The organism is Nocardiopsis suaedae, from assembly GCF_027706745.1.
Lineage (GTDB): Bacteria > Actinomycetota > Actinomycetes > Streptosporangiales > Streptosporangiaceae > Nocardiopsis_A > Nocardiopsis_A suaedae.
Genome location: NZ_JAQFWP010000037.1, coordinates 37993 through 59442, shown reverse-complemented (window position 1 = coordinate 59442; position 21450 = coordinate 37993). Strand labels below are relative to the sequence as shown.

At 71.9% G+C, this 21450-nt stretch carries 19 protein-coding genes; 11 read left to right on the top strand and 8 right to left on the bottom strand.

Annotation, left to right across the window (positions count from 1 at the left end):
• Positions 1-58 precede the first annotated feature (58 nt).
• From O4U47_RS19000 to rpsD, 4 genes are all read left to right on the top strand, one after another.
• Positions 59-1183, top strand: a complete 1125-nt coding sequence (locus O4U47_RS19000; protein ID WP_270679241.1) for a glycerate kinase family protein — start codon at positions 59-61, stop codon at positions 1181-1183.
• A gap of 547 nt (positions 1184-1730) precedes the next feature.
• Positions 1731-2084: a HesB/IscA family protein gene (locus O4U47_RS18995; RefSeq protein WP_017541402.1), complete on the top strand. Its 354-nt coding sequence runs from the start codon at positions 1731-1733 to the stop codon at positions 2082-2084.
• A gap of 686 nt (positions 2085-2770) precedes the next feature.
• Positions 2771-3742 carry a carbohydrate kinase family protein gene (locus O4U47_RS18990; RefSeq protein WP_270679240.1) on the top strand — a complete coding sequence of 324 codons (972 nt, stop codon included), beginning with the start codon at positions 2771-2773 and terminating at the stop codon, positions 3740-3742.
• Positions 3743-4112: 370 nt separating this feature from the next.
• The gene (rpsD, locus tag O4U47_RS18985; protein ID WP_270679239.1) at positions 4113-4724 is read left to right on the top strand and encodes a 30S ribosomal protein S4; all 612 of its coding nucleotides are present in this window, start codon (positions 4113-4115) and stop codon (positions 4722-4724) included.
• A 167-nt stretch (positions 4725-4891) separates the two neighbouring features.
• Here rpsD and O4U47_RS18980 read toward each other — a convergent pair whose 3' ends face one another.
• On the bottom strand, positions 4892-5143 hold the full coding sequence (locus O4U47_RS18980) for a sulfurtransferase TusA family protein (RefSeq protein ID WP_270679238.1): 252 nt from the start codon (positions 5141-5143) through the stop codon (positions 4892-4894).
• Between the two features lie 332 nt (positions 5144-5475).
• Here O4U47_RS18980 and ctaC point away from each other — a divergent pair, with 332 nt between their 5' ends.
• The 5 genes from ctaC (at position 5476) to O4U47_RS18955 (ending at position 11569) form a co-directional block, all read left to right on the top strand.
• Positions 5476-6525, top strand: a complete 1050-nt coding sequence (gene ctaC, locus O4U47_RS18975; RefSeq protein WP_456299839.1) for an aa3-type cytochrome oxidase subunit II — start codon at positions 5476-5478, stop codon at positions 6523-6525.
• Complete coding sequence (ctaD, locus tag O4U47_RS18970; RefSeq protein WP_270679236.1) at positions 6525-8204, top strand: aa3-type cytochrome oxidase subunit I; 1680 nt, start codon at positions 6525-6527, stop codon at positions 8202-8204. The genes ctaC and ctaD overlap by 1 nt, the downstream gene beginning before the upstream one ends.
• Before the next feature lie 12 nt (positions 8205-8216).
• Positions 8217-8642 carry a cytochrome c oxidase subunit 4 gene (locus O4U47_RS18965; RefSeq protein ID WP_270679235.1) on the top strand — a complete coding sequence of 142 codons (426 nt, stop codon included), beginning with the start codon at positions 8217-8219 and terminating at the stop codon, positions 8640-8642.
• Between the two features lie 235 nt (positions 8643-8877).
• Positions 8878-10209, top strand: coding sequence for a L,D-transpeptidase (locus tag O4U47_RS18960; RefSeq protein WP_270679234.1), 1332 nt, complete (start codon positions 8878-8880; stop codon positions 10207-10209).
• A gap of 109 nt (positions 10210-10318) precedes the next feature.
• Entirely contained in the window at positions 10319-11569 is a 1251-nt protein-coding gene (locus O4U47_RS18955) for an IS30 family transposase (RefSeq protein ID WP_270679233.1), read from the top strand.
• 399 nt (positions 11570-11968) lie between these two features.
• Here the strand turns inward: O4U47_RS18955 and qcrB are convergent, their stop codons facing one another.
• Genes qcrB through ctaE form a run of 4 tightly spaced genes read right to left on the bottom strand, consistent with a single transcriptional unit; the run spans position 11969 to position 16339 of the window.
• The gene (qcrB, locus tag O4U47_RS18950) at positions 11969-13639 is read right to left on the bottom strand and encodes a cytochrome bc1 complex cytochrome b subunit (RefSeq protein WP_270679232.1); all 1671 of its coding nucleotides are present in this window, start codon (positions 13637-13639) and stop codon (positions 11969-11971) included.
• Positions 13640-13642: 3 nt separating this feature from the next.
• On the bottom strand, positions 13643-14773 hold the full coding sequence (qcrA, locus tag O4U47_RS18945; protein ID WP_270679231.1) for a cytochrome bc1 complex Rieske iron-sulfur subunit: 1131 nt from the start codon (positions 14771-14773) through the stop codon (positions 13643-13645).
• The gene (qcrC, locus tag O4U47_RS18940; protein ID WP_270679230.1) at positions 14766-15695 is read right to left on the bottom strand and encodes a cytochrome bc1 complex diheme cytochrome c subunit; all 930 of its coding nucleotides are present in this window, start codon (positions 15693-15695) and stop codon (positions 14766-14768) included. Before qcrC ends, qcrA begins: the two co-directional genes overlap by 8 nt.
• A gap of 17 nt (positions 15696-15712) precedes the next feature.
• Positions 15713-16339 (bottom strand): aa3-type cytochrome oxidase subunit III, encoded by a 627-nt coding sequence (gene ctaE, locus O4U47_RS18935; RefSeq protein WP_456299838.1) that lies wholly within the window; start codon positions 16337-16339, stop codon positions 15713-15715.
• Positions 16340-16688: 349 nt separating this feature from the next.
• On the opposite strand from ctaE, the gene O4U47_RS18930 reads away from it, so the two are divergent.
• Both O4U47_RS18930 and trpD read left to right on the top strand, forming a co-directional pair.
• Positions 16689-17111: a hypothetical protein gene (locus O4U47_RS18930; RefSeq protein WP_270679229.1), complete on the top strand. Its 423-nt coding sequence runs from the start codon at positions 16689-16691 to the stop codon at positions 17109-17111.
• Between the two features lie 216 nt (positions 17112-17327).
• On the top strand, positions 17328-18437 hold the full coding sequence (gene trpD, locus O4U47_RS18925) for an anthranilate phosphoribosyltransferase (RefSeq protein WP_270679228.1): 1110 nt from the start codon (positions 17328-17330) through the stop codon (positions 18435-18437).
• 92 nt (positions 18438-18529) lie between these two features.
• Here the strand turns inward: trpD and O4U47_RS18920 are convergent, their stop codons facing one another.
• From O4U47_RS18920 to O4U47_RS18910, 3 genes are read right to left on the bottom strand one after another with little or no spacing between them, the layout of a single operon-like run.
• Positions 18530-18805, bottom strand: a complete 276-nt coding sequence (locus O4U47_RS18920; protein WP_017557762.1) for an Lrp/AsnC family transcriptional regulator — start codon at positions 18803-18805, stop codon at positions 18530-18532.
• A gap of 27 nt (positions 18806-18832) precedes the next feature.
• A complete protein-coding gene (locus O4U47_RS18915) occupies positions 18833-19597 on the bottom strand; it encodes a rhomboid family intramembrane serine protease (protein ID WP_270679227.1) in 765 nt (254 codons plus the stop codon).
• A 32-nt stretch (positions 19598-19629) separates the two neighbouring features.
• Positions 19630-21381, bottom strand: a complete 1752-nt coding sequence (locus O4U47_RS18910) for a DEDD exonuclease domain-containing protein (RefSeq protein ID WP_270679226.1) — start codon at positions 21379-21381, stop codon at positions 19630-19632.
• Between the last annotated feature and the right edge of the window lie 69 nt (positions 21382-21450).

Genomic DNA, 21450 nt, shown 5'->3' with positions numbered 1-21450 from the left:
GGATAAAATCTGCCCGTTCCTCTGGTCCGGGCCGGGTGGCCGGGGGCAGACTGGTCGGGTGCGAATCGTGATTGCCCCAGACAAGTTCGCCGGCACCCTGAGCGCCGTCGAGGCCGCCGAGGCCGTCGCCGCCGGGTGGCGCGACGTCCACCCCGGTGCCGACACCCGGACCGTGCCCCTCTCCGACGGCGGCCCCGGCTTCGTGGAGGTGCTGCACGCCGCGATCGGCGGGCGGCTCCTCGGCTGCGAGGTCACCGGCCCACTCGGCGCGCCCGTCCGCGCCGACGTGCTGCTCGACGGCGACACCGCCTACGTGGAGAGCGCCCTGGCGTGCGGCCTGCACCTGGTGCCCGCCGACGAGCGCGACCCCGCCCGCACCACCACACGCGGCGTCGGCGAGCTCATCGCCCGCGCGGTGGAGGCCGGAGCGCGCACCGTCGTGGTGGGCATGGGCGGCAGCTCCACCAACGACGGCGGCGCCGGGATGCTCGCCGCGCTCGGCGCCGGGCCCACCGACCGGCTCGCCGCCGGGGGCGGGGCCCTGGCCGGGCTGGGGGCCGCCGACACCGCGCCCGCCCTGCGCGCCGTCGAGGGGGTGCGGCTCATCGCCGCCACCGACGTGGACAACCCCCTGCTCGGTGAGCACGGCGCCGGCGCGGTGTTCGGCCCGCAGAAGGGGGCCGACCCCGAGGCCGTGCGCGCCCTGGACGCCGCGCTGGCCGACTTCGCCGACGCCACCGACCCCGACGGCGCCCTGCGCGCCGCCCCGGGTGCCGGCGCCGCCGGGGGACTGGGGTACGGGCTGCTGCTCCTCGGCGGGACGGTGGAGTCCGGGGTCGCCCGGGTGCTCGAAGCGGTCGGCCTGGACTCCCTGGCCGCCGGGGCCGACCTGGTCGTCACCGGCGAGGGGTCGTTCGACTTCCAGTCGCTGCGCGGCAAGCTGCCGCACGGTGTGGCCCGCACCGCCGCCCGGCACGGCGTGCCGTGCGTGGTCACCGCGGGCGCGGTCTCCGCCGACCCGGACGAGGCCGCCAAGGCCGGGGTCACCGCCGCCTACTCGCTGGTGGAGTCCGCCGGGTCCACCGAGGCCGCGATGTCCCGCTCCGCCGAGGAGCTGCGCGCCCTGGCGGCCGACATCGCCCGCGCCTGGCCCCGCGTCGACAAGGCCGGACGCGGGGGCTGAGGCCCCGTCCCCGCGAGGGCTGGGCCCCTCGGAGAAGGGCCGCCGCCCGGCGCCGGACGATCGGGACGTCCCCGTCGGACGGGGACGGCAGGGGAGGGTCCGCCCGCCTGCCGGAGGCCCACTCCCTGGAGCGCCGCGCCTTCCCGCCGACCGGGCCGGTCTGGGTTCCGCAGCGTCGGAGCCGGGTCCGTCCCCGGCCCTGACCTGCCTCCCGCCCCTCGGAGGACGGCTCAGGACCGTCCTCCGACCGCGGCCGCGGAGAGCCGGACCGCTCCGGCGGACACCGTTCCCACCGGGAGGCGGACGGGGCCCGGCCTTCCTCGTGTGACGCACGCCCCCGGGCCGCGATGGCGGGGGACGCGTGCAGGACCTAACCTGGAGGGTGGTGCACCGAGGCGCACCGGGCGGAGCGGAATGCACTGTCGGACCTCGGTGTTGGGACCGCTGAGGACCGCTGGGACCCGCGGCCGCGCGGGGATTCCGGACGGCCACCGGCGCCGCGCGCGACCGGGGGCCGACGTACACGCCTTCTTGGAGGAGCTTGCAGATGACGGTTCAGAGCGACGAGGCCACGGCGCAGGGGATCATCCTCACCGACGAGGCGTCGGGCAAGGTCAAGGCGCTCCTTGACCAGGAGGGCCGGGACGACCTCCGCCTGCGCGTGGCCGTCCAGCCCGGCGGCTGCTCGGGTCTGCGCTACCAGCTGTTCTTCGACGAGCGCGAGCTCGACGGCGACGTGACGGCCGAGTTCGGCGGCGTCGAGGTGGTCACCGACCGGATGAGCGCCCCCTACCTGATCGGCGCCACCATCGACTTCGTCGACACCATCGAGAAGCAGGGCTTCACCATCGACAACCCCAACGCCACGGGCTCCTGCGCCTGCGGCGACTCCTTCAACTGAGGAGAACGGCCCCGCGGGGCCGATCCGCGCGGCACGTCCCGGCCGGCGTCGCCGCCGAGGGTCTGGGGCCCGTCCCGGCACACGCCGGGACGGGCCCGTCGTCGTTTCCAGGGGAGGGCGCTCGCGACCGCGTTGATCTCGACGAAAGTGCTGCAATTCCGGCGGATTTGGCAGCACTTTCGTCGAGATCAACGAGGAGGGGGCACCCATTCGGCGAGGTGCCGCCGAACTCCAGACAGGACCTAGCGGGCACCGTCCTTTGTTCCGGACATACCGGGTACGTGTCGGCGGTTTGAGCATCCGGCGTGCTGAAAGGGCCGTCCAGGGCTGATCCGGTGGTGGAACCACCACCCTCGTCGCCCTCTCGGCGCGCACGGGACCCAGAGCCGACCGGCGCCCCGCCCCGCCTGTGCCGTCGCCGCCCCTCACCTGGCACACCGGCGGTTCGTGACCCGCCGAATGGTGGAACCTTCGCCGGTCGTGACCGCCCTCGGCGGGCGGCCGGAGGTCGCATCGCCGAGGGCGGGCCGCTGTTGCCTCCTGCGCACCCTTGTCGCGGGGGTCTCGTGCGCATGCGCTCGGACGTGCGCGGACACCGTGTGCCTGCAGGGTCCTTCCCTGTGGCGGGGAGCCCGTGGGTAGGCTTGTGCCTCGTTCAGATCTCCCCGACCCAAGGAGCACTCCGAGTGCGCATCGCGGTTACCGGATCGATCGCCACCGACCACCTGATGACCTTCGACGGGCGATTCGCCGAACAGCTGATCGCCGACCAGCTGGAGCAGGTCTCCCTGTCGTTCCTGGTGGAGGAGCTCGATGTGCGGCGCGGCGGGGTCGCCGCCAACATCAGCTACGGCATGGGCCGCCTCGGCCTCAAGCCGCTGCTGGTCGGCTCCGTCGGCGCCGACTTCGCGGAGTACCGCGCCTGGCTGGAAAAGCACGGCGTGGACACCTCCGGCGTCCGCACCTCCGACCGCAGGCACACCGCCCGTTTCGTGTGCACCACCGATCGCGAGCAGAACCAGATCGCCTCGTTCTACGCCGGTGCGATGGCCGAGGCGCGCGAGATCGACCTCGCCGCGCTCGCCGCCGAGCACAGCGTCGAGCTGGCGCTCATCGGTGCCAACGACCCCCAGGCCATGCTGCGGCACAGCGAGGACTGCCGCCGCACCGGCCTCCCGTTCGCCGCCGACCCCTCCCAGCAGCTCGCGCTGATGGACGGCGCCGACATCCGCAAGCTCATCGAGGGCGCGGCCTACCTGTTCACCAACGAGTACGAGAAGGGCCTGGCCGAGCAGAAGACCGGCTGGAGCGACGAGGAGATCCTCGACCGCGTCGACATCCGGGTCACCACCCTGGGCGCCAAGGGCGTGCGGATCGACCGCAAGGGCGAGCCGCCGGTCAGCGTCGACGTCGCCGAGGTCTCCGAGAAGGTCGACCCCACCGGCGTGGGCGACGCCTTCCGCGCCGGGTTCCTCGCCGCCACCTCCTGGGGCCTGCCCCTGGAGCGCGCCGCGCAGGTGGGCAACTCCATCGCGGTGCACAGCCTCGAGGTCAACGGCCCGACCGAGTACGAGCTGACCAAGGCCGGGCTGCTGGCGCGCATCACCGCCAGCTACGGCAAGGAGGTCGCCGACGAGGTCGAGCCGAACCTGGCCTAGCACCGGCACGCGCCGGACCCGGGCGGGGACCGGGCGCGGGCGCCGCGACGGCGGGGTGGGCCGCCGTGCGCTGGGGCTCGTGGCCCGGGCACCCCGCCCGACCGCGTAAAGTAGGACACCGACCCCGTCCGCCCGGCACCGTCCGGGCGGGTGATCCGGCCGCCGCGCTGAGACGCGCGGCGGCGTTCGTGCGGACGGGACCACCTCCGCACGCGCCACCGTCGGCACGCGGCCAGGGTCGGCCGCACCGGCCGGGAACGGCGCGCGGGCGGCCATGCCGCCGCGACCCGGGGGGCCTGTGGGCCTCCTCCCAGAACTAGGCGAGCCTTACCTGGGATTCCCTCCACTCACGAAGCGGAAAGAGGAAAGCATGCGCTACACCGGACCTAAGGTGCGGTTGTCCCGGCGCGCGGGTACCCCGCTGACCCGTAAGGCGGTCAGCTACTTCGAGAAGCGGCCCTACCCCCCGGGTGAGCACGGCCGCCGCGTCCGCCGCTCCACGAGCGACTACGCGGTCCGCCAGGCCGAGAAGCAGAAGCTGCGCTGGTACTACGACCTGTCCGAGAAGCAGCTCGCGCGGGTCTACGACAACGCCAAGAAGCGCCCGGGCCGTACCGGTGAGGAGATGATCTCCGAGCTGGAGCTGCGCCTGGTCACCCTGGTGCTGCGGGCCGGCTTCGCGCCGTCCGTCTACGCGGCCCGCCAGTACGTCACCCACGGCCACATCACCGTGGACGGCAAGAAGGTCGACATCCCGTCCTTCCAGGTCAAGCCGGGCCAGGTGATCGGCGTCCGGGAGAAGTCCCGGAACATGGTGCCGTTCGTCGAGGCCGCCGAGGGCGTGCACGCCGACGAGAAGATCGCCGGCTTCCTGGCGGTCAGCCACAAGGACCTGCGCTGCGCGGTCGTCGACCGCCCCAAGCGCGACCAGGTCCCGGTGCCCTTCGACGAGCAGCTCGTCGTCGAGTACTACGCGCGCTGACCCTTCGGGGAGCGTGCGCGGCGAGGGCCGCGCCCCGGTCCGTCCGGGGCGCGGCCCTCGCGCCTTTCCGGCCCCCGCGGGCGCCCGCCGGGCCGTGCTCCGCCGATCGGACCAACATCACGATGGTCACGGCGGGGACACGGCCGCGCGCGCCCGCGGGGGCCGCCTCAGTACCTCCGCCGGATGTGGAAGGCGCTCCCGCGCTCCAGCGGAACCTCGGCCACGAACTCCTGCAGCTTCATCCGGCACCACGCGGGGATGTCGGACGAGGCGGCGGGATCGTCGGCGGTCACGGCGATCACGGAGCCGATCGGCACCTCGCGGATGCGCTCCGCGAGCATGATGATCGGGATCGGGCACTTGCGCCCGACCGCCTCCACGGTCACCAGCGGCTGCTCCCCCACGGGCGGCTCCTCCATCGCCTGTTCATCCTGCTCTGTGTCCTGATCTTTACCCGCGCCCACGGCTAACGGGCACCCGGTTAAGGGTGCTGTAAATCCAGCGATACTCTCGCCTTAGCCCGCCCGAGAGCCCCCCGAGGGGGGCGCCCCGAGCGGGACGGGGACACCGCTCCGGCCCGCCGGCCGGACCCGGGCCGCCCGCTCCGTGAAAGGGGTGTCGAGCAACACGCTGACCAGGCACACCCGTGAACGGCGCAGCGGGCGGTTCGCGATAATGTTCCCCCTGACAAGCTTCGGATAGACGACCGCCCGCGCAGCAGACGCGGGCATCACCGCTGGGAAGGCAATCCGTGAGTCCGACCCGCCATAGGAATCGGCGCGAGGCAGTGCGCCGATGGGCACCACGTGGCGCCGTGCTCGCCGCGTTGGGACTGGCCGCGACCGGGTGCGCGTCGAACGAGTTCACTCGTTTGGGTGTGCCGGAGCCGATCACCGAGCAGGGGCAGCGCGTGCTCGCGCTGTGGCAGGGCTCGTGGGTGGCGGCGTTCGCGGTCGGTCTCCTCGTGTGGGGGCTGATCGTCTGGTCGATCATCTTCCACCGCAAGCGCTCCGAGCAGCTGCCGCCGCAGGTGCGGTACAACATGCCGATCGAGGCGCTCTACACCGTCCTCCCGATCGTGGTCATCGCCGTGCTGTTCTACTTCACGGCGCGCGACCAGACCTACCTGCTGGAGACCGACGAGAAGGCCGATGCCAACATCGAGGTCGTCGCGTTCCAGTGGAGCTGGGAGTTCAACTACCTGGACCAGTCCAAGGCCGAGGCCGCCGAGGCCGCCGGCGGAGACGAGGACGCCGACCCCGAGATCCTCTTCTCCGAGGTCGGCACCCCGGACCAGATGCCCACCCTGGTCCTGCGCGAGGGCGACGTCGTCCACTTCGACCTGCACTCCCCGGACGTGATCCACTCCTTCTGGATCCCGGCGTTCGCCTTCAAGCTGGACGTCGTCCCGGGCCACGACAACGAGTTCCAGGTCAAGGTCAACGAGGGCACGGCCGGCACCTACATGGGCCGCTGCGCCGAGCTCTGCGGCGCCGACCACACCCGGATGCTCTTCCAGGTCGAGGTCATGGAGCCCGACGAGTACGACGCCTGGTACGCCGAGCAGCAGGAGGCCGCCGAGGCGGAGCAGGCCGAGCAGGCCGCCGCCGAGGCCGGTGCCGAGGGCGGCGAGCAGCAGGGCGACGCCGAGGCCTCCACCGAGGGCGAAGGCGGGCAGGCCGAGGGCGCCGGCACCGAGGGTGCCGACGAAGAGGCCCAGGGCCAGGACGCCTCGGACGGCGGGGAGCAGGACGCCGCCGCGCGCGACGAGGAGTCCGAGGAAGAGGAGGCTGGCCGCTGATGGCGACGGCGACATCCACGGCGGGGACCGCCAACCGGCCCGCCCCGACCCGCAAAGGGTCGATCATCGTCAGCTGGATGACCTCCACCGACCACAAGGTCATCGGGTACATGTACCTGATCACCTCGTTCGGGTTCTTCATCTTCGGAGGCATCCTGGCGCTGCTGATGCGCGCCGAGCTGTTCTTCCCCGGACTGCAGGTGATGTCCTCCGAGCAGTTCAACCAGCTGTTCACCATGCACGGCACCATCATGCTGCTGCTGTTCGCGACGCCGCTGTTCGTCGGCTTCACGAACATCATCATGCCGCTGCAGATCGGGGCGCCCGACGTGGCGTTCCCCCGGATGAACCTGTTCGGGTACTACCTGTTCCTGTTCGGCGGCCTGATCACGGTCGGCGGCTTCCTGACCCCGGGCGGCGCGGCCAGCTTCGGCTGGTTCGCCTACACGCCGCTGTCCGACGCGATCCGCTCCCCGGGCCTCGGCGGCGACCTGTGGATCCTGGGCCTGGTCGTGTCCGGTCTGGGCACCATCCTCAGCGCGGTCAACTTCATCACCACCGGCCTGTGCATGCGCGCGCCGGGCATGACGATGTTCCGCATGCCGATCTTCACCTGGAACGGCATGCTCACCAGCGTGCTGGTGCTGATCGCGTTCCCGGTCCTGACCGCGGCGCTGATCGCGCTGGGCACCGACCGCATGATCGGCACCCAGGTGTTCAACCCCGAGCACGGCGGCGCCATCCTGTGGCAGCACCTGTTCTGGTTCTTCGGCCACCCCGAGGTGTACATCATCGCGCTGCCGTTCTTCGGCATCGCCACCGAGATCCTCCCGGTCTTCAGCCGCAAGCCGATCTTCGGCTACAAGAGCCTGGTGGGCGCCACCATCGCCATCGCCGGCCTGTCGGTCACCGTGTGGGCGCACCACATGTTCCCGACCGGCGCCGTGCTGCTGCCGTTCTTCTCGTTCATGACCTTCCTCATCGCGGTCCCGACCGGGGTGAAGTTCTTCAACTGGGTCGGCACGATGTGGCGCGGCCAGCTGGTCATGGCCTCCCCGATGCTGTTCACCATCGGCTTCATGGTGACCTTCCTGTTCGGCGGCCTGACCGGTGTGCTGCTGGCCTCCCCGCCCATCGACTTCCACGTCACCGACTCCTACTTCGTGGTGGCCCACTTCCACTACGTCGTCTTCGGCACCGTGGTCTTCGCGATGTTCGCCGGGTTCTACTTCTGGTGGCCCAAGTTCACCGGGAAGATGCTCAACGAGAAGCTGGCCGTGGCCCACTTCTGGCTGCTGTTCTTCGGCTTCCACGCCACCTTCCTGGTGCAGCACTGGCTGGGCGCGGCCGGGTTCCCCCGGCGCTACGCCGACTACCTGCCCAGCGACGGGTTCACCGAGCTGAACCAGATCTCCTCGATCGGCGCGTTCGTGCTGGGCGCCTCCACGCTGATCTTCTTCTGGAACGTGTGGATCACCCACAAGAACGGCACCAAGGTCGAGGTGGACGACCCGTGGGGCTACGGCTGCTCGCTGGAGTGGGCGACGTCCTGCCCGCCGCCGCGGCACAACTTCACGTCGCTGCCGCGGATCCGCTCCGAGCGCCCCGCCTTCGACCTGAACCACCCGCACGCGGCCGCCCCCGGTGCCGTCCCGGCGGCCGCCACCTCCGAGAAGTAGGGCGTCGACACCATGAAGATGCAGGCATATCTGTTTATGGGCGTCTCGACCTTCTTCGGCCTGGCGGCGGCGCTGTACGCCTACTGGGCCTGGGCGGCCGAGGGGCACATCGAGTGGACCGGCACCGTGGCGCTGATCGTGGCCGTCGGCTTCGGCTGGATGGTCGGGTTCTGGCTCTGGCAGGCCGCGCGCCGCAGTGAGTCGCACCACGGGCTGGCCCCCGAGGACCGGCTGGACGGCGACATCGCCGAGAACGCCGGCGAGTACGGGTTCTTCAGCCCGCACAGCTGGTGGCCGCTGTTCGTCGCCCTGGCGGTGGCCTTCACCGCCGTCGGCGTGGCGATCGGCTGGTGGATGGTGTTCATCGGCGGCTTCGCCATCATCCTCACCGCGATCGGCTGGGTGTTCGAGTACTACCGCAAGGAGTTCCAGCACTAGCCCCGGCGGCGGACCGGCCCGGTCCGCGCGACACGGCCCCGGCCGGTCCGCCCCCCACCTGTGTGGGGTCGGCGGGCCGGCCGGGGTATTATTTCGGGACGTTCATACCCGTTGGCGGTATCCGTCCGGATCGACCCCAGGAGGGCGCGGGGCGGAACCTTTCCGCCCCTGGAGGCGTCTCCCCGGGTGCGGTGGGGACGGGCCCCGCCGTGCGGACGTCAGGAGGGCGCACCTAGTGAAGCTCACAGCGAAGCCGGCGGCGCGCTGCGTCGGCGCGGGCCTGGCCGCGGGGGCGGCGCTGGTCCTCGCGTCGGCCTGTACCGGCTCCACCGCCGACCCGTCCGGGTCGGAGTCGGGCGGCGACCCCGTGGACGTGGTGATCACCCCGGGGGACGGGGCCACCGGAGGGCGCCCCGACGTCCCGCTGACCGTGGAGGCCGAGGGCGGCAAGGTCACCGACGTCACGGTCACCCAGGAGCTCCCCGAGGGCGGGGCGTCCCAGGACGCCCAGGCGGGGCAGGACGGCGGTGAGGACGGCGGGGACGGCGGCTCCGAGGCCGACGAGGTGACCGGCACCCTCAGCGACGACGGCGCCACCTGGACGAGCGACTGGAACCTCACGCCCGGCACCGACGTGAAGGTCGAGGCGGTGGCCGAGAACGCCGACGGCGAGGAGAAGGAGTTCGCCGCCCAGTTCTCCACGGCCGAGGCCGAACAGGGCAACGCCCTGGAGCTGGAGTCGAACTTCCCCTCCAGCGGGGACACCGTCGGCGTGGGCATGCCCATCATCGTCAACTTCGACCTCCCGGTGGAGAACAAGTCCCGGGTGGAGAACTCCCTGGAGGTCGTCTCCGAGGAGCCCAACGAGGGCTCCTGGACGTGGCTGGACGACCAGAGCGCGGTCTTCCGCCCCAAGGAGTACTGGAAGCCGAACCAGAAGGTCGCGGTGAACATGCGGCTGGCCGGGGTGGACGCCGGGGGCGGCACCTACGGGGTGGAGAACCACCGGCTGGAGTTCGAGGTCGGCCGTGACCAGCGGACCACGATCGACGCCCGGTCCCACCGGATGGTGGTCGAGCGCGACGGCGAGGAGATCAAGGACTTCCCGACCAGCGTCGGCAAGGCGAACACCCGCGCCTACACCACCACCAGCGGCAGCCACCTGACCATGGAGAAGTACGCCAACCTGGTCATGGACTCCTCCACGGTGGGCGTGCCGGTGGACAGTCCGGAGGGCTACAAGCTGGACGTGGACTACGCCGTCCGGTTCTCCAACAGCGGCGAGTTCACGCACGCCGCGCCCTGGAACGGCTCGCTCGGCGAGGCCAACCTGAGCCACGGCTGCCCGAACATGGCGACCTCGGACGCCAAGTGGTTCTACGAGAACTCCTACATGGGCGACCCGCTGGAGGTCACCGGGACCGACCGCCAGGTGGAGTGGGACAACGGCTGGTCGTACTGGGAGCTGTCCTGGGAGGACTGGCTGGCCAAGAGCGCGACCGGCGAGTCGGACAAGACCGACGACACCGGGACCCCGGGCTCGGTCCACGGCGACCCGCAGGAGTAGCGGGACCCCCTTCCGCGGAGGCTCCTCCGCGGCGCTCGACCCCGAGAAGGCCCCTCACGGCTCCCCCGGGTTCTAGTGGTCGTTGCAACACCCCACTTGAAGGGGTGGGATGGACGACTTCGAGATCCGGGACAGCCGCAGGCCCCAGGGCCCGAGGAAGCTGACCCGCGAGCGCCGGGAATACTTGCGCCTCGTGGACCAGGGAATCGGATACGCCGAGGCATGCCGCATCGTCGGCATCAACACCCGGACCGGCAAGCGGTGGCGCAACGGCCGCAACGCCTCGGGTAGAAGCAGGGCGGCACCACCGGCCAACACGGTGGTGCCGCCCTGCGAACCGGCTCCGGCCCGCCGCACGCGCCACCTGAACGAGGACGAGCGCATCCACATCGCCGACCGGCTCCGCGAGAAGGCCACCCTGCGGACCATCGCCGCCGAACTGGGCCGCAGCCCCTCGACCATCAGTCGCGAGGTCCGCCGCAACCGCACCAGCGCCCACGGCGGCCCGCGCTACTACCGGCCCCACGCCGCCCAGCGCCGCGCCGACTCGCGCAGGCCCCGCCCCAAGACCGGCAAGATCGGCAGCAACCCCGAACTGCGGGACTTCATCCAGGACCGGCTCTCGCGGCGCTGGAGCCCCGAGCAGATCTGCCAGGCTCTGCGCAGCACCTTCCTCGACCGCCCGGAGATGCACGTGGTGCACGAGACCGTCTACCAGGCGCTCTACGTCCAGGGCCGCGGCGAGCTGCGCCGCGAGCTGGCCCGCGCCCTGCGCACCGGCCGCGCCCGCCGCAAACCCCGCCGCCACGCCAACTCGCGCCTGCCCGGCCCGATCCGCGACATGGTGATGATCAGCGAGCGGCCGGCCGAGGCCGCAGACCGGGCCGTCCCCGGCCACTGGGAGGGCGACCTGATCGTGGGCGCCAACTCCCGGTCGGCCATCGGCACCCTGGTCGAGCGCGCCACCCGGTACGTGATGCTCCTCCACCTGCCCGGCGGGCACAGCGCGGCGGCCGTGCGCAACGCCCTGGTGGACACGGCCCGGACCCTGCCGCCCCACCTGAAGCGCTCGCTGACCTGGGACCAGGGCTCGGAGATGGCCGCCCACCAGGCGTTCACCCTGGCCACCGACATCCCGGTGTTCTTCTGCGATCCGGCCAGCCCCTGGCAGCGCGGCTCGAACGAGAACACGAACGGGCTGCTGCGCCAGTACTTCCCGAAGGGCACGGACCTGTCGAGGCATTCCCGCGAGGACCTGGAGGCCGTGGCCGCCGAGCTCAACTCAAGGCCGCGAAAGACGCTCGGCTGGGATACCCCAGCCGAGCGCCTCGCTAAGCTCCTAGCAGCGCACAGCAACTAGCAGCGGTGTTGCAACGACCCCTGGAATTCGCCTCCGTGAGGGGCCTTTCGCGTGTCCCGGGCGGCCCTGAGTCGGCCCCGGGGGAGCGAAGTGCGCAGAAGGCGATTGAGGCCCGTCCGGAATCAGGCCCAGACCCCGTGCGGCGCCGCCTCCGGTGCCCGGGGGACGCTGAGGAGAGACGCGGGGGAGACCCCGGCGGCGGTCCCCACGGCGTGCCTCCCGGCAGGATGCCGCGCCTCCCGGTGGGCCCGCGCCTCCCGGTGGGCCCGCGCCTCCCGGTGGGCCCCGGCCCCCGGGCGGGCCCGGGGAGGACGTCCCCGCACATGAACGAGGCCCGGCCCCCGAACGCGTCGGGGGCCGGGCCTCGTTGCCGGATCGGAGCCGGGTGACGGAAGCGGCCTAGTGGCTGCCGGCCATCTCCTCGTGCTCCTCGTGGCCCGCACCGTGGTGCAGGTGGTGGCCGGTGTGGGCCTCCACCCCCTCGAAGGACACGTTGTCCTTCGTGTACCAGTGCGCGAGCTTGGCGCGGAGCTTGCCCTTGAGGCCGCGCGCGGCCGGGGCCTCCACACCGTCGGACTCGGACTCCTCCACCGACGCGATCGCCTCGTCGTCGATCCGGTCCACCGCGGCCTTGCTCTCCAGCACGTGCACGGTCTCCTGCGAGGACTCCTTGTGCACCTCGATGAACTCGCCGCTGGGGAGCTGCTGGATGGTGCCGCTCTCGTAGCCGTGCTCCAGCGTCTCCCGGTCCCGGCGCTGCAGCCCCAGGCAGATGCGCTTGGCGACGATGAAGCCGATGATCGGCCCGGCGATGGCGGCGACGCGGAAGAAGTACGTCGTCCAGTACAGGCTGATGGAGAACGTGTGCGACAGGATGTCGTTCGCCCCCGCCAGCCACAGGATGCCGTAGAAGACGACCCCGGCCACGCCCACCGCGGTGCGCACCGGAGCGTTGCGCGGGCGGTCGGCGACGTTGTGCGCCCGCTTGTCCCCGGTGATCCACTGCTCGAGGAACGGCCAGGCCGCCAGCCCGCCGAAGATCAGGCCCGGGATCACCAGGCCCGGCACCAGCACGCCGATCGGCACCGCGTACCCGAAGATCTGGAAGTCCAGCCAGTTCGGGAAGATGCGCAGAGACCCCTCCATGAAGCCCATGTACCAGTCGGGCTGCAGGCCCGAGGTGATGGCCGTGGGCGTGAAGGGCCCGAACAGGTGGATCGGGTTGATCTGCACGAACGCGCTCAGCGCGACGATGACGGCGAACACGAAGAAGAAGAACCCGCCCGCCTTGATGGCGAAGCCCGGGAACATCGGCGTGCCGACGACCTTCTTCTCCGAGCGCCCGGTCCCCGGGTACTGGGTGTGCTTCTGGTGCCACAGGATCATGAAGTGCGCCACGATCAGCGCCAGCAGGATCCCCGGGATCAGCAGGATGTGCAGCATGTACAGCCGGGGGATGATGTCCTCGCCGGGGAACTCCCCGCCGAACAGGAACATCGAGACGTAGGTCCCGATCACCGGCAGCGAGAGCATGACGCCCTGCAGGATGCGCACGCCCATGCCGGAGGGCAGGTCGTCCGGGAGCGAGTACCCGAACAGGCCCTCCAGCATGGCCAGGGTGAAGATGCCCACCCCGATCAGCCAGTTGATCTCGCGCGGCTTGCGGAACGCGCCGGTGAAGAACACCCGCAGCATGTGCACCACCAGCGAGGCGACGAAGATCAGCGCCGCCCAGTGGTGGATCTGCCGCACGAGGAAGCCCCCGCGCACGTCGAAGTCGATGCGCAGCGTGGAGGCGTAGGCCTCGCTCATCTCCACCCCGTTGAGGCGCTGGTAGGAGCCCTCATAGGTGGTGTGGGCCATGCTGGGGTTGAACCACAGGGTCAGGAAGACGCCCGTGACCAGCAGGATGATGAACGAGTAGAGCGCGATCTCGCCCAGCATGAACGACCAGTGGTTGGGGAAGACCTTGCGCAGGTTCTTCTCACCGGTCTTGGCGAGGTGGAAGCGGTCGTCGATCCAGTTGCCGACGCCGCGCAGCGCCTTGGGCGCCTGCGTCGTGGTGCTCATCGGCTAGTCCCCCTTCTCCGCGTCCCAGAACGTGGGGCCGACCGCTTCGGAGAAGTCGCCCTTGGCGATGAGGTACCCCTCGTCGTCCACACCGATCGGCAGCTGGGGCAGCGGACGGTGCGCGGGCCCGAAGACGACCTTGGCGCCGTCGGCGGCGTCGAAGGTCGACTGGTGGCACGGGCACAGGATGCGGTGGCTCCCCCGCTCGTACAGCGCCGCGGGGCAGCCCACGTGCGTGCAGATCTTGGAGTAGGCCACGATCCCGTTGTGGGTCCAGTTCATCTGCTGCTCGGTCATCCCGGGCTTGAAGTCGCCCTCGGGGATCTTGATCAGCAGGACCACCGTCTTGGCCTGGTCGTTCAGGCTCAGGTGCTGGCCCTCGCCGCCGTGGCCGCCCTCCTCCTCGACCTGCGGGAAGGCGGTGATCATGGCGCCGTCCTCGGCGAGGTCGGCCTCCTTGATCGGCTTGTTGGTGCCCTCGACGACCATCCGCAGGCCGTCCTCCCAGAGCGTGTGCTTGAGCTTGTCGCCGGGCAGCGGCCCGGTGTCGCGCAGCAGCACGATGGGCGCCAGGCCCAGCGGCACCATGGACAGCAGCAGGGTGCGGCGCAGCAGCGGCCGCTTGGTGAAGCCGCTCTCGTCGGCGCCCCGCATGAAGAAGTCGCCGAAGGAGCCCTTCTCCTCAGGGGCCGAGGGCAGCTCGTCGTAGGGCGAGGAGACCTCGTAGTGCGGCATGATCCTGCGCGCCCACACGGTCATCCCGGCGCCGATGCCGAACAGGGCCAGGGCGAGCGTGCCGCCCAGCGCCATGTTCGAGTACTGGCCGATCTGCGGGTCGGCGATGGCCGGCTCGCCCGCGCTGTTGGGCGGGAAGGCGAAGTAGGCCACGAAGAAGCCGATGCCGGCGAGGAAGGCGATGAGGAACCACACCGACGCCGTCTTCTCGGCGCGGCGCTGCTCCTCCTCGCTGTGCGCGTGCGTCTCCTCGGCCGGGTAGGCCCCCGGGTGCTCGGCGCCGGGGTCGTCGGCTCCGGCCACGATCGCCCGGCCCTCCGCGGGGGAGGGCGTGCCGATGACGCGGTCGGCGGACCCGTCGGACGCGCCGTTGTCGTTGTCGTTGCTCTTGTCAGTCATGGGCTCGCTGCTTCGCGGTGATCCAGATCGCGCACGCGATGATCAGGGTGAGACCGACCGTCCAGGCGATGAAGCCCTCGGCGACCTGGCCGACGCGGTTCAGGTCGAAGATGCCGCCGGCGTTCGGCTCGGCCTGCAGGGTCTTTACGTAGGAGATCAGTTCCTGCTTGTCGTCGGGCGTGACCGTGCCCTCGGTGAACACGGGCATCTGGCCCGGTCCGGTCAACATGGCCTCGTAGAGCTGGCGCGGCGTGGCGTCGGTGATCTGCGGGGCCCAGTGGCCGCCGGTCAGGCCGCCGCCGGCCCCCGACCAGCTGTGGCAGTGCGCGCAGTTGGCCAGGTAGAGCTGCATCCCGGCCTGGGTGTCCGAGGCGCCGTTGATGTAGGCGTCGTAGGCCTCGTCGTAGGAGGCCTTGGCCTCCTCGTAGGCGTCCTCGTCCTCGTAGTCCGAGCGGACGGGCTCATCGCCCGGGGGCTCCTCGGGGACGGCCGGGCCGGCGCCCTGCCCGATCTCCTGCTCGTAGTAGGCGATCAGGTTGTCGATCTCCTCCCGGTCCCACGCCGGCTCCTTGCGGGGCATCTGCGCGTCCGGGTTGGAGGAGGGCATGCGGCCGGTGCTCACCTGGAAGTCGACCGCGGCGCCGCCCGCACCGGTGATGTCCGGTGCGTTGTCACTGCCGGCGCCGTTGAGCCCGTGGCAGCTCGCGCAGCTGCGCTCCCAGATGTCGCGCCCCTGCGCAATGTCGACGGTCTCACCGCCGGCAGGCTCGGCACCGGTCTGGGCGGCCGCCATGACCTGGGCCTCGGCACGGTCGGCACTGGGCGCCACCAGGGCGTAGCCCACGCCGAACACGGCCAACGCGAGTAGGACGACGACGTACCCCGCTAGGGGATGCCGTCGCCGCGCGGTAATCCATTTCACGGTTTCCCCGTTCCGGGTTACTGGATGAAGTAGATGGTTGCGAACAGAGCGACCCAGACCACGTCGACGAAGTGCCAGTAGTAGGACACGACGATCGCACTGGTGGCCTGCTGGTGGGTGAAGCGCTTCGCGGCGTACGTGCGTCCCAGCATGATGAGGAACGCGATCAGACCGCCGATCACGTGGAGGCCGTGGAAGCCGGTGGTGAGGTAGAACATCGAGCCGTAGGCGCTGGACTGCAGGGTCAGTCCCTCGTGCACGATGAGTTCGTAGTACTCGTACGCCTGGCCCAACACGAAGATCAGGCCCATCGCGAACGAGATGAAGAACCACAGGCGGAGCTTGCGGACGTCGCCGCGCTCGGCCGCCCACACACCGGCCTGGGCGGTGAAGCTGGAGGCCACCAGGATGACGGTGATGCCCAGCGCCCACGGCACGTTGAGGTGCGCGGCCGGCCACTCCCCGAGGTCGGGGTTGCCCACGGTCACGGATCGGATCGTGTAGTACATCGCGAACAGCGCAGCGAAGAACATGAGCTCGTTGGCCAACCACACGATGGTGCCAACGCTCACCAGGTCAGGACGCTTGGCCGCACCATGTACTGGTGTCGGTGCTGTTTCTTGGTTCGCGGTTGCTGTCGCCACGCCTGCATTATTGCGGCATCTGGCGGAGGTTGGTGCACGACCCCCCGGAAGGGGGCGCTTCTCCTCTGATCTGCGGTGCCGCGAGGCGCGCCGGGGCACCGCGATCGTGATCGGGCCGTGATGGAAACCGGCCCCGGAGGGGTCCGGGAAGCCCGCCGCGGGGCCGCATGGCGCCCGGGACGTCTCATATCGGTCTCGGCGGCGGCCGTACAGGGCGCTCAGGCGTGGCCTGCGTCGCACCCCGGGTGGCATGCTGTCGTGGCGAAGGTCTCAGAGCGTAGGGCTCGACGCAACCGGGACGCGGCGGGGCCCCGCCCGCGCCGCGCGAGATGTGAGGGACGGTTCAGCCATGGAGAACGCCGCCGACGCCCCCAGGATGCGGGTGCTCGTCTACAGCGACAAGGCGCACGTGCGCGAGCAGGTGCGGGCGGCGATCGGGCGGCGCCCCGCCGCCGACGTGCCCAAGGTGGAGCTGGTCGAGTGCGCCACCTCCGCCGCGGTGCTCAAGCGCCTCGACGACGGCGCCGCCGACGTGTGCGTCTTCGACGGGGAGGCCGCCCCCACCGGCGGCATGGGCCTGTGCCGCCAGGCCAAGGACGAGATCTACCGGTGTCCTCCGGTGCTGGTGCTCATCGGCCGCCGCGACGACGGCTGGCTGGCCGCCTGGTCGCGCGCGGACGCGGTGGTGAGCCACCCGATCGACCCGGTCGCGCTGGCCGAGTCGCTGGCCGGGCTGATGCGCAGCCGCGCGGACGGGCTGGCGGCCCGGTAGGGCGCCCGGTAGTGTCGGACCGGGCCCGATCCATCTGGGCCCGGTCCCTGTCAGGTCCCAGGATCACCGAACGGAACCCGACTCCGATGCTGCGAAACCGCGCCGCCGGGCCGTGCACCGGCGGTTCCCCTCTGCGCCACTGCGAGCTCGCGCGATGGCCCCGATGGCGATGGCACGCGCCGTCCGCCCGAGCCTGACCAGCAGAGCCCGCCCGCCATGGGCGTGAAGAGCAGAGGAAGTAGCACCGTGAGCAGCCCCGTGAGCCCCGACCGCCCCGCCCCCGCCGAACCGACCTGGTCCTCGCTGATCAACGCCCTCCTCGCCGGGCAGGACCTGCCCGAGTCCTCCACCGCCTGGGCGATGGAGGAGATCATGTCGGGCTCGGCCACCGACGCCCAGATCGCGGGGTTCGCGATCGCGCTGCGCGCCAAGGGCGCCGCGGTGGACGAGGTCGTCGGCCTCGCCGAGGGGATGCTGGACAACGCCGTGCGCATCGCCGTGCCCGGGCGCACCGTGGACATCGTGGGCACCGGCGGCGACCAGGCGCACACCGTCAACGTCTCGACCATGGCGGCGATCACCGCGGCCGCCGCCGGCGCCAAGGTCGTCAAGCACGGCAACCGGGCCGCCTCCTCCTCGTGCGGCACCGCCGACGTCCTGGAGCGCCTGGGCGTCGTGATCGACCTGCGGCCCGCCTCGACCGCCCAGGTGGCCGAGGAGGCGGGGATCACCTTCTGCTTCGCCCCGCTGTTCCACCCCTCGTTCCGGTACACCGCCAAGCCCCGCCGGGAGCTGGCGGTGCCCACCGTCTTCAACTTCCTGGGACCGCTGACCAACCCGGCCCGGCCCGGGGCGGCGGCGGTCGGCGTGTTCGACGCCGCCATGTGCCCGACGGTGGCCGGGGTGTTCGCCCGGCGCGGTACCTCGGCGCTGGTCTTCCGCGGCGACGACGGGCTGGACGAGCTCACCACCACGACCACCTCGCGGGTGTGGACGGTGCGCGGCGGCGAGGTGCGCGAGGACGTGCTCGACCCGCGCGCGCTGGGGATCGGCCGCGCGGTGCCCGAGGACCTGCGCGGCGGCGACGTGGAGGTGAACGCCCGCGCGGTGCGCGCCCTGGTCGAGGGCGAGCGCGGGCCCGTGCGCGACGCGGTGCTGCTGAACGCGGCGGCGGCGATCGCGGCCGCCGAGGAGCTGCCCGGGAGCCTGGAGGAGATGCTCGCCCAGGGGCTGGAGCGGGCCGCCGCGGCCGTCGACGACGGCCGGGCGCGCGACGTGCTCGACCGGTGGGTCGCGGTCAGCCAGGAGCGGGCCAAGCAGGACTGACGCCCCGGGCGCTATCCCCGTTGATCTCGGGGGAACCGGCGCTACCGGCGCGGTTTCAGGGGCGTTCCCCCCGGGAGCAACGGGGACGGTGCTCAGATGCCCAGGGAGAACGCCGACTCCAGGTCGTGCTTGGAGTAGGCGTTGAACGCGATGTGGGTGTCGGAGGAGCGCACGCCCGCGATCTTGTTCACCCGGCCCGGGATCACCTCGGCCAGCTCGTCGTGGCGGCGCACCCGCACCACGGCGATCAGGTCGATCCCGCCGGTCACCGAGTAGACCTCGCTGACCCCGTCGATCTCGGCGATCGCCTCGGCGACCTCCGGGATGCGGTCGACGTCGGCCTTGATCATGACGATCGCGGTGATCACGGTCGGAGCCTCCTGGGTGCGAGGTGGTCAGTACACGTCGGACAGCCGGGTCCCGGCGCGCCAACGGATGCGGTGGACGAGCAGCGCCATGGCCGCGCCCGCGACGAACCCGTAGACGTGCGCGGCGTAGGCCACGCTCGTCTCCCCGGCGCCGGGGTACAGCGAGACGCTGACGTACAGAACATACTGGAGCACGAAGTAGGTGCCCACGAGCGCCCACCCCGGCAGCCGGACCGGGAGCACGAAGAACACCAGGGTGATCACGCGGCTGCGGAACTGCACCACCAGGTAGGCCCCGAGCACCCCCGAGATCGCGCCGGAGGCGCCCACCAGCGGCACCTCCGCCGCCGGGTCGGTCAGCGCGAAGGCCAGCGTCGCCAGCGCGCCCGAGACCAGGTACAGGCCGGTGTAGCGGACCCGCCCCAGCCGGTCCTCCACCACCGGGCCGAACACGAACAGGTAGACCATGTTGCTCAGCAGGTGCAGCGCGTCCCCGTGCAGGAACATCGAGGTGAACACGGTCAGCCAGGGGGCGGTGGCGGCGGGCTCGCCGGGGCACGGGGTGGGCGAGGCGGCCTGCCGCCCGGTGAACAGCTCCACCGGGACCGCGCCCCAGCGGAAGATGTAGTGGTCCACCGCGCAGATCCGCTCGCCGAGCCCGCCGCCGTACCAGAGCGCCATCAGCGACATCGGGGAGGCCAGGTACACCGCGACGTTGGCGGCGATGAGCAGGTAGGTCACGGCCGGGACCCGGCGCACCGGGTAGTCGTCGCTCAGCGGTATGCCTGCCATAGGGGCGCTGGTCCGTTCGGCTCGGGTCGGTGTCAGCTCGGCTCGGCGGCGGCCTCGGCGGCCTCCCGCGCCCAGTCTGTCAGCTCGCGGTGGCGTTCGGCGCCGCGGGCGGGGCATGTCCAGGGCGCGTCGAGGTCGACCAGCCGCACCCCCGGCGACTCCAGCCACCGCAGCACGCACTCGCTCTCCTGGGGCGCGGCCGCCGGGGCCGGGCCGGGTCCGGGCGGGACGGTCTCGGCGGTGGCGGTGAGCGCGGCGACGAACGCGTTCGGGTCGGCGCCGGGCGCCATCACCGCGGCCGCGGCCAGCCGTCCCCGGCGCACCACGTGCACCTCCCAGCGGCCGGGGGCGCCCGCCAGCGGGCGGGCGGCCACCAGCTCGCCGATGCCGGTGAGCGCGGCCAGCCGCTGGGACCGGGCGGCGCCGCGCAGGAACGCGGCCAGCCGGTCCCGCCGCACCGCGGCCTCCTCGTAGCGCAGGCCGGCCGACAGGTCGGCGATGGCGCCGCGCAGCGCGTGCACCACCTCCCCGGGGTCGCCGACCATGGCCTCGCGGGCGGCCCGGGCGTGTTCGGCGTACTCCTCGGGGGTCTCCCCGCCGGTGCAGGGCGCCCCGCACCGGCCCATCTGCGCCAGGACGCACGCCGGACCCGCGCCGCCGTGTGGGCCGATCCTGCGGGTGCACTGGCGCAGCGGGAAGGCGTCCAGCAGCGCCTCCCGGGCCAGCTCGGCCTCCCGGGACGAGGTGAAGGGCCCCAGATAGGGGGCGCCGTCGTCGCGGACCGTGCGCACCTTGGACAGCCGGGGGAAGGCGTCGGGGGTGAGCTTGAGCCAGCTCGCCCGCTCGGGGTTGCGGGAGCGGCGGTTGTAGGGCGGCTTGCGCTCGGCGATCAGCCGCATCTCGCGCACCTCGGCCTCCAGCCCGGTGGCGCACGGGATCGGGGTGACCGCCTCGACCAGGCCGACCATCTCGCGCACCCGGCCGCGCGTCTCGGCGGCGGTGAAGTAGGAGCGCACCCGCTTGCGCAGGGACGTGCTCTTGCCGACGTACAGCGGCTCCCCGCGGGCGTCGGTGAACACGTACACCCCGGGCCCGTCCGGGAGCCCCTCGGCCAGGTGCCGCTTGCCGCGCTGGGCGCGGGTGGGGGCCGTGCGGAACGCGCACAGCTCCTCGACGCTGTGCACCCCCATCGGGCCGAGCCGCTCCAGCAGCCCGTGCAGCACCCCGGCGGTGGCGCGGGCGTCGTCCAGGGCCCGGTGCACCGGCCGGTCGGGCACCGCGAAGAACCGGGCCAGGGTGCCGAGCTTGTGGTCGCGCACCTCCTCCCGGGTGACCAGGCGGCGGGCCAGGGGGAGGGTGTCGACCACCCGGGGGCGGGGCCAGGGCCGGTCCTGCTCGGCGCAGGCGGCCTTGAGGAACGACACGTCGAAGGGGGCGTTGTGGGCCACCAGCACCGTCCCGCCGTCCAGGTTCGCGAACTCCAGGAACGCCGGGAGCACCGACCCGATCGGCGGGGCGGTGGCCACCATCGCCTGGGTGATGCCGGTCAGCAGGGTGATGTGCGCCGGAATCGGGGAACCGGGATCGACCAGGGAGGAGAACTCGCCCACCACCTGCCCGCCGCGCACCTTGACCGCGCCGATCTCGGTGATCGCCGAGCCCCCGGCGCGGCCGCCGGTGGTCTCCAGGTCGACCACCAGGAAGGTGCCCTCGGCCAGCGGAGTGCCCAGGTCGTCCAGGGACTCCTGGACCGGGGCTGCGGCGCGGGCGGCTGGCTGGGGCACGCCGACAGGGTAGCCGTGAAGCGCCCCGGACGTGGAAAGATGTCCCGGACCGCGGGAATAGTGGTGGTG